The sequence below is a fragment of the Thiohalomonas denitrificans genome, assembly GCF_016841685.1.
In the GTDB taxonomy this organism is placed as follows: Bacteria; Pseudomonadota; Gammaproteobacteria; order Thiohalomonadales; family Thiohalomonadaceae; genus Thiohalomonas; species Thiohalomonas denitrificans_A.
Map to the genome: position 1 here is coordinate 1 of NZ_JAENYR010000122.1, position 7202 is coordinate 7202.

At 58.0% G+C, this 7202-nt stretch carries 8 protein-coding genes and 1 pseudogene; all 9 read right to left on the minus strand.

Translation table 11 applies throughout. The annotated features are described in order from the left end of the window. A partial coding sequence (locus tag Q7L05_RS16470) for a transposase (protein ID WP_303909268.1) occupies positions 1 to 130 on the minus strand: 130 nt, incomplete at its 3' end. 45 nt (positions 131 to 175) lie between these two features. Then, positions 176 to 1255 carry a site-specific DNA-methyltransferase gene (locus tag Q7L05_RS16475; RefSeq protein ID WP_303909253.1) on the minus strand — a complete coding sequence of 360 codons (1080 nt, stop codon included), beginning with the start codon at positions 1253 to 1255 and terminating at the stop codon, positions 176 to 178. A 63-nt stretch (positions 1256 to 1318) separates the two neighbouring features. Then, positions 1319 to 2422: a helix-turn-helix domain-containing protein gene (locus Q7L05_RS16480; protein ID WP_303909255.1), complete on the minus strand. Its 1104-nt coding sequence runs from the start codon at positions 2420 to 2422 to the stop codon at positions 1319 to 1321. Further along, on the minus strand, positions 2415 to 2762 hold the full coding sequence (locus Q7L05_RS16485; RefSeq protein ID WP_303909257.1) for a type II toxin-antitoxin system RelE/ParE family toxin: 348 nt from the start codon (positions 2760 to 2762) through the stop codon (positions 2415 to 2417). The genes Q7L05_RS16480 and Q7L05_RS16485 overlap by 8 nt, the downstream gene beginning before the upstream one ends. A 259-nt stretch (positions 2763 to 3021) precedes the next feature. Then, positions 3022 to 4530 (minus strand): hypothetical protein, encoded by a 1509-nt coding sequence (locus Q7L05_RS16490; protein WP_303909259.1) that lies wholly within the window; start codon positions 4528 to 4530, stop codon positions 3022 to 3024. 131 nt (positions 4531 to 4661) lie between these two features. After that, a pseudogene (locus Q7L05_RS17485) lies at positions 4662 to 4903 on the minus strand (DeoR family transcriptional regulator); the annotation flags it as partial. A 129-nt stretch (positions 4904 to 5032) separates the two neighbouring features. Continuing rightward, positions 5033 to 5227, minus strand: coding sequence for a zinc ribbon-containing protein (locus Q7L05_RS16495; RefSeq protein WP_303909261.1), 195 nt, complete (start codon positions 5225 to 5227; stop codon positions 5033 to 5035). 45 nt (positions 5228 to 5272) lie between these two features. Beyond that, complete coding sequence (locus Q7L05_RS16500; protein WP_303909263.1) at positions 5273 to 5725, minus strand: DUF3368 domain-containing protein; 453 nt, start codon at positions 5723 to 5725, stop codon at positions 5273 to 5275. Next, positions 5709 to 6776, minus strand: a complete 1068-nt coding sequence (locus Q7L05_RS16505) for a helix-turn-helix domain-containing protein (RefSeq protein WP_303909266.1) — start codon at positions 6774 to 6776, stop codon at positions 5709 to 5711. Before Q7L05_RS16505 ends, Q7L05_RS16500 begins: the two co-directional genes overlap by 17 nt. Positions 6777 to 7202 lie beyond the last annotated feature (426 nt).

The window sequence follows — 7202 nt, forward strand, 5'->3', positions numbered from 1 at the left end:
CCTGCTTGCGCCAGTTGTACAGGGTTGCCTCTGAAACCCTTTCCTCCCGCGCCAGTTCCTTGATCGTCTTGTTCTCCGGCGGCAGCATCTTCTTCAACACCGCCTCTTTTCTCTCTGCGGAATATCTCACCTTTTCACTCCGTACCGCCCCCTAGTAATTTACTGTTAGAGTCTATCAAAGAGAGCGGACATCTATCGTGACACAGGTGGCCCACCACAATCTCTTTTCTTCCAAATGCCTACTGTTTTCCTCTCTACTATATTTCCAAGCGTGCGTTGGATGTGAAATTATTCTTCCCGTAAATGGATTCTTAATCTCATAAATCAGATTTGGACGCTCCGCCTTGGTTGCTGGATTCACGTACGAGGATGTCATCCATGGACCTCTAGGGTCATCATCTGAGTTGCTGTAGTTTGAATCCGATTTCTCTGTTCTCTTCTCTTTAATAAACTCAAGCGAATCAGACTTGCGGTATGCCAATATATTGTCTTTCAAAGAATAAAATCGCTTGGCATTATTGCTTCTTGTATAACGTTTCTCCCAAGCTATTTGAGCCAAGAAGTTTTCTTCTCCGAAGATTTCATTGCATAGTCTCCTCAAATTCTCTGCTTCATTGTCGTCGATTGAAATGAATATCACACCATCTTCCTGCAACAAGTTGCGGGCAAGATAGAGGCGCGGGTACATCATGTTTAGCCACTTGGTATGAAAGCGCCCTTCAGTAGCAGTATTGGTGGCAAACCTTTTCCCTTCATCGTCGACTAGCCCCGCATAGGCAAGGTAAGTTTCAAGTGATTCTGAGTATTTGTCTGGGTAAATGAATTCATTCCCAGTGTTGTACGGTGGGTCGATGTAGATCATCTTCACCTTGCCGTAATAGCTCTTCTGCAGGAGCTTCAGCACTTCCAGGTTATCCCCTTCAATAAAGAGGTTCTGGGTGGTGTCGAAGTCCACCGACTCTTCCCGGCAGGGCTTGAGGGTGGCGCGGGACGGTTCCTGGATCAGCTTCATGCAATCGCGCTTGCCGGGCCACTCCATCCCGTAGCGCTCGCGCCGGCCCTCGTAGATGTCCGAGAAGGTGCCCAGCTCCGCCTTGAGGCGCTCGAAGTCGATGGTCTCGACCACCTCGCCCTTGTCGTTGACGGTCTCGGTGAAGACGCCGGGAAAGAGCTGTTTGAGCTCTTTTCTGCGCTGTTCACTGATATCGAGGGATTCGCCGGTCATCACTTCCGGTTGTAGTTCTTTGGTGTTCATGGTCATGGATTCGTCATTCAATGGTTGGACCCGATCTTTCGGCGGTCCGGGATTATTGGTCTGTCAGCACTCGTGTGCCCACTGATAGCGGACCTTCAGGTCGTTGCAGTGGGTCTTCGGAAGGAGGCCTTTGTGCTGCAACTGGCCGACGACGATGCCGGGGGCAATGCCCACCTCCTGGGCAAAGCGTTGGATCGCCACTTTGCTGAACGGTTGTTGTTTGGCAAAGGCATTGAAGGCCTTTCGGGACAGGAGTTCCTGTTCGGCGAACGCGTTGGCCTGCGCCTCTTTTTCTTCGTCCATGCCATTGGCGCCTTCGATGAACAGCTCCTTCTTGCCGTGGAGAAGAATATGCCCCGCCTCGTGAAAGAAGGTGAACCAGAGATGGTCGTTGGTCCTATAGCGCAGGCTGAGCTGGATGATCGCCTTGTCCGGGTTCACCCAGCGGGTGGCGCCGCTAACGCCGGTCTTGGGCAGGCAGGAGACGAAGACCACGGCCACGCCCGCGGCGGCACAGCGTTTCTGCATCTCGGGGACGAAGTGTGCGGGGTCGCTCTCGGCAGTGAGGCTGCGTATCCCGTCCAGCGCCTCGCGGAAGGCGGCCTTGCTGTACGGCTCACACGGGATGTCGGCCGCCTCCAGCTCGCCTTTGCGCAACCAGGCAGAGATCGCCTCGGGAAAGATTTCATGCTTGTTGTGCTGGCGGTAGGCCACGGCGACGTTGGGCCAGATATCGTCCCATTGATCCACGCTGGCAATGCCGAAGAAGCGCAGCACTTCATCGAGCTGCTGTTTCTTGTCCCTGTGCTTCGGGATCCATTCCATCTTGGCCATGGCGTTGACCGGTATGCGCTTGAGCCAATCCAGATGTTTCTCCAGCTCGCCCTCTTCGGCGAGGCGTGCGCGGGTCTCCTGGTAGTGCGCCTCCAGGTTGAGCCAGTACTCCACCGGCATGCCCAACGCACGCTCCAGCTTGATCGCGGTTTCGGGCGTGATGATGACGGTGCCCTTGCCCTTGACGATGGCGATGACGTGCTTTTCCGTCAGCCCGGTGCGCTTGGCGAGCTCGGTCTTGCTCATGTTGCGCAGTTCGAGCTCGTACTCCAGCACCTCGCCGGGGGTGACGGTGTAGTCAGGGGTATATTGATTGGTCGCTACGTTATCCATGGGTGTCCTCCACGCCTACGATCTTGATGGTGGTGACGCGGTTCCAGTCCAGCCCGCCTTCCGCTCTTTCCGGCAGCGGATTGTGCAAGGGCTGGATGATCAGCCGGTAGGGGCCATCCAGATCGACGCTAAGCAGTCCTTTTCTGTTGCCGGTGAGTTCGTGGCATCTGTGGGGTGGGCTATACGGAGGCGCAAAGGCCCCCAGCGAGGGGGCCGCTCGCAGCGCCGTCATGACCACCCTGATGCGCTTGGCCCGTTTCTGCCCAAAGGCCTTGAGCAGCTCTTTCTCCTGGTTGAACCGCTTTTGCAGTTTCTTGCTGGCAAATTCGATATCGAGCAAATGACTTACCTGTCAGGTTAATACATTTCTAATTAAAATTCCATTGCTTTCAGAGATCCTATGCGCCAACCATAGGGAGCAGGTTTTGTCGGTTGGCCGTTAGCCAGGCTTCCCTCAGCGCTTAAGAAGCGTCATTCCCGCGAAGGCGGGAATCCAGGAGCGACACAATGGATCCCCGCCTTCGCGGGGATGACGGATTCTCTGTATCGTGCAAGGTCTCGAGAGTGGACCTGGGCGAGTAGTTACAAAACTTTTACCTTCACCTCGTCGTCATTCCAACTATTTGTTTTTTCCGATCTTTTGCTTGGCTCTCAGGCATACAGTCCGTTCCCTTCTCCTTGGCGGTTTCCGCCATTTCGCGCGCCTCTTCACAGCGCCCCTGGGCGGCGCGCAAGTAGGCAGTGAGGGCTTCGCGGCGACCGGGTTTTGTGGGGCCGTCGACCTTCTGCAGCAGTGCTTCGGCGGCCCGGGGGAGCTCTTCGTCCAGGAGCACTCTTACGGCATCGAGGCGCTTTTCGTTGGCGTGCAGCTGTTCGAACTCCTCTGCGGTGGGGGTGGTGCCGCCGAAGGACTCGGTTAGCGTATCACCAATCAGGCGGCTGTCTTCGAGGGTGAAGCTGGTGCCGAAGAAGCGGGTATTGCGGGAGAGGGGCCGGCCTTCGCTGTCGTAGGCGAAGACGACAACGTCGTACTCGTGCTCTTCGCCGGCGGCGGGGATGCGCTGGAGTGTGTTGAGGGGCAGTCGGGTGGTATCCACCACCTGTTGGGTCAGCGGGGTGTAGGTGGTGGTGTCGCCGCGGCGGGTGATGCCGTGCAGGGCGACCCGGTACTGCGTGGCCTCCGGAAACGGGAGCCAGCTGAGGGTGTCGTTTTCTCCGGCGGTTTGCCCTTCCCTGCCGGGCCAGAGGAGGGCGACCGGGTCGCGGAAACGGAGCACGAGGGCATCCGACGGCTGGCCGTCGGCGGGAACGTCGACTGTGCGGGAGGCGCGGCGGGCCGGGCTCCAGTCGAAGGGATCGCCTTGGCCGAGATGTCTTTCGTCGCCCGTGAGCGGGATGAGATCCTCTTCCGGCCTTCCAGGCCAGCTTTCAGTGATCAGGGCATCGATCTCCCAGCGGCCGGGCGGCACGTCGAGAGTGAAACGGCCGTTCTCGTCGGTGGTCAGCCGTGCGCTACGGAAGCGGCTGTTGAGAAAGAGGCGGAGTACCACGCCAGCGGCGGGGCGGCCTTCGTATTCTACCCGGCCGACCAGTTTGCCTTTGCCCTTGGGCGGTTCGGGCAGATCGACCATCGGGTCTTCGATATGGCCGGAGTAGATGTAATGGGAGAAGTGGTCATTCCCCAGGGTACGGTGGCTGGTGGTGGTTTCCCCGGCACGCTCGACGCCGGCGTTCTGCCAGGGTCTGTCCAGTTTTCCGAGCACCAATGCGCCGCCCCAGCCGAATATCAGTGTGCTCCAGAGGGTGAGAACGAGGGCCGTGATGCCGCCGGTGATGGACCAAGCCGGTTGCCGTGTGTCATCGGGGCGGCGGATGTCACGGACAGTGACCAGGAGCCCGATGAGCCAGAGAAGCAACAGCGCCCCGCCGAAGAGCTGCCGGGCGGAGAAACCGCCCCACTGGGGATTGAAAAAGGCGACTCCCGCGCCGAACCAGGTGGCAGCGAACAGCAGGAGATAGAAGAAAACGGCGCGATCCCAGCGGCGGTTCAGCAGGTGGCCGCCCACCACGGTGAGGGCGGAGCTGAGCACGATGAGTGCGGTCTTCATGGTCGCCCGCCTTGGGTGCGTTTCAATCGTGCTTCCTGTTTGCGCACAGCTCACTCCCTTGTCCGGACTTGGACAGCGCCTCCAATGCTGCCAGTGCGTGGCCGACAAGTAAAACCGCGTGCGAAAACGGTCTATGACGGCTCCAGAACCAGCCCGTATCGGGTACTGCGTCCTCCGCCCGGTAATCTTTCCAGACAGCCCTTTTCGGCCAGGTCCGATAGGTCGCGGGTAGCGGTGGGTTTACTGACCTTGGTCGGGCCTGGTATTTGCCAGCGTTGATGCCATGTCGGAATTCGTCGTCAACGTTGTCGAGTAGCCGGTTGAGTACCTTGACCTGCCTTTCGTTGAGGGGCATCTGCGCGTGACGCTGCCACGGCGGCCACTAAAACAGGCTCCCGTCTTGCAGATAGGACGCAGGGAACGACCGCCGTAAGGAGTTTAAAGAAGAGCTTTGAGAGAGGCGCGGCCGACTCCCTGTGTTATGGGAGTCGGCCGCTGAAGATTACGGTCGGTAGTCTGTGCCGTGGCAACGGGGGCAGGGCGGCAAGGTATCGCCGTGGTCATCCAGCGTCACCTTCTCTCCGCACTTGGTGCAGGTGTAGGTACCCTTTCCAGGCTTCTCTCCAGTGGTGGACATATCGGTCTCCTTATATCGGCCCTGGAAGATTGGTAAATGCAAGTGGGCCAGGCCTTGCATTCGTCTACTGTCACGGTGCGACCTTGAGTGTTCTCATCTGGCGATTTACCGCATCCCACGGCAGCCGCCTCCCCCCGTTTCGCATTCCTTATAGGCTTGTTCAGCTCGTTCCAGGGGAACAATTCCATTACGAATCATTTGCTCGACCAGCCAAAGTATTCCATGGAGTTGAACACCTTCCTGTTCGGCGGCTTTTCGAAGGGCCCTGTCTCCGATCAATAACGGACAGTTATTTTCTCTTGCGAGCTCCAGGGCGAACAAGTCGTTAACGCTGGGCCCGGAGTACATCTGAACGAGGGCCATAGCCGCGGAAACGCCTCCCTCGCCAAGTTGCATCACTTGCAGTCCCAGGGTCGGCAGTTCGGGGTGGTGCTCTTCCAGTTCTTCGCTGTACAGCACATCCGGAACCGCAAAGGTCTCATCCAGGCGGAATATGGCTTCCAGCAGACCGCCGACTTCCATGTCGATCAGGATGTTGGCATCACTGATCAGCAGCATCGGACGCACACTCCATGTGTCGACACTGCTGCAGTTCTCGCAGCGTTATCCCCAGCAGTTCCGCTGCTTTGGCTTCGCCGATCAACTCTTCGGCCAGGGCACGATAGACTCGCTGCTGAAAGAGACGGGTCTTCTCGTTGGGGTAAGGTTTGCCCGGCTCTTTTTTATGCCAACCGCGAACGCGGAAGATGCGCCACAGCTCTTTGGTGGTGGTTTGGTTGATGATGCCGAGATCGGAACAACGGTAAATCCAGGCAGCCAGGCTCAGGCCGTATTCCTGTTTCAATAAGGCGAGTTCCTGGAATTCCAGCCAGTGGCGGTTTTCCCCCAGGGTTTTCAGAACCACATCGCGCGGCGCCAGAAAGGCGCCGGCAAAACGGTTGCAGGCTTTCTCCTCATCCAGTTCAGGCCCGAGGCGGCCGTGCAGGATAAGATGCCCGAGTTCATGAGCCAGCGTGAAGCGCTGCCGATCGCCAGTCCACTTTTTGTCGACCACGACGACAGGATTACTGTCGTAATGGGCTGAGAAACCGTCAAACTTTTGGGGAATGTCTCCGTCGATGGTCAGCACACGCAGACCCTGCTCTTCGAGCGTATCGATAAGGTCCGGGATGGGGTTGTGGCCCAACTGCCAGACGTTTCGAACCGCCAGCGCGGCCGCTTCGATGTCGTCGGCAGCCTCGATTCGCTCAGGTACTTCATTGGGCACGCGGAATTCGAGCGCCCACGCCTGTGGAAGGAACTGCTCGAGAGTGACCCAGCGCTCCAACTGATCCTCGGCATCGGCGAGGATTTTCTTCTTGTCACCCGCCCGGAGTGTGGTGCGCTTGCGGTATTCGACTCCTTCGAGGTGTACTTCCACTTGACGGAAGAAGTACTCCACCCGCACTCCGAGCACCTTGGCCAGCAGGATCAAGACTTGGGATGGGGGTGTCGCCTGATTCTTTTCGTACTTGGCGACCATGGTGTGGGATACGCCGATTGCATCGGCCAGACCACGCAGGGACAGCCCCGAAGCGAGGCGAGCACGCTCAATTCGTTCGCCGATCATCGGCCTCTCCCTGTGTTTACGAATTGATCTATATGATTTCGATTTGTAAACTGTAACCGTTATTCAGGATCAATTCAATGAGGGAGGTGATCCCATGGCAACGAATCCAGCCAGGGGTATGGAACAGGGCCGATGATGCCATTCCCTCCCCCTGTGGGGGAGGGCCAGGGAGGGGGTGATCTAATAGGCCGTGACCGTTTTCTTTCCCCCTCATCCTGTCCTTCTCCCTGAGGGAGAAGGGACCCTCGTTCGGCGCTCCGCAATGACGGCTAAAGGTTCGTCTTTGATTCGGGCCTGCGCAGCAGGGGGTACGGCTCGCAATACGGCTAAGAGTTCGTCATTGATTCGGGGCTGCGGAGCGGCGGGTAGTGCTCCTGATGAACTTCCCCCCGCTGTCATTACGAGGACGCCTACATGGATGTAGGT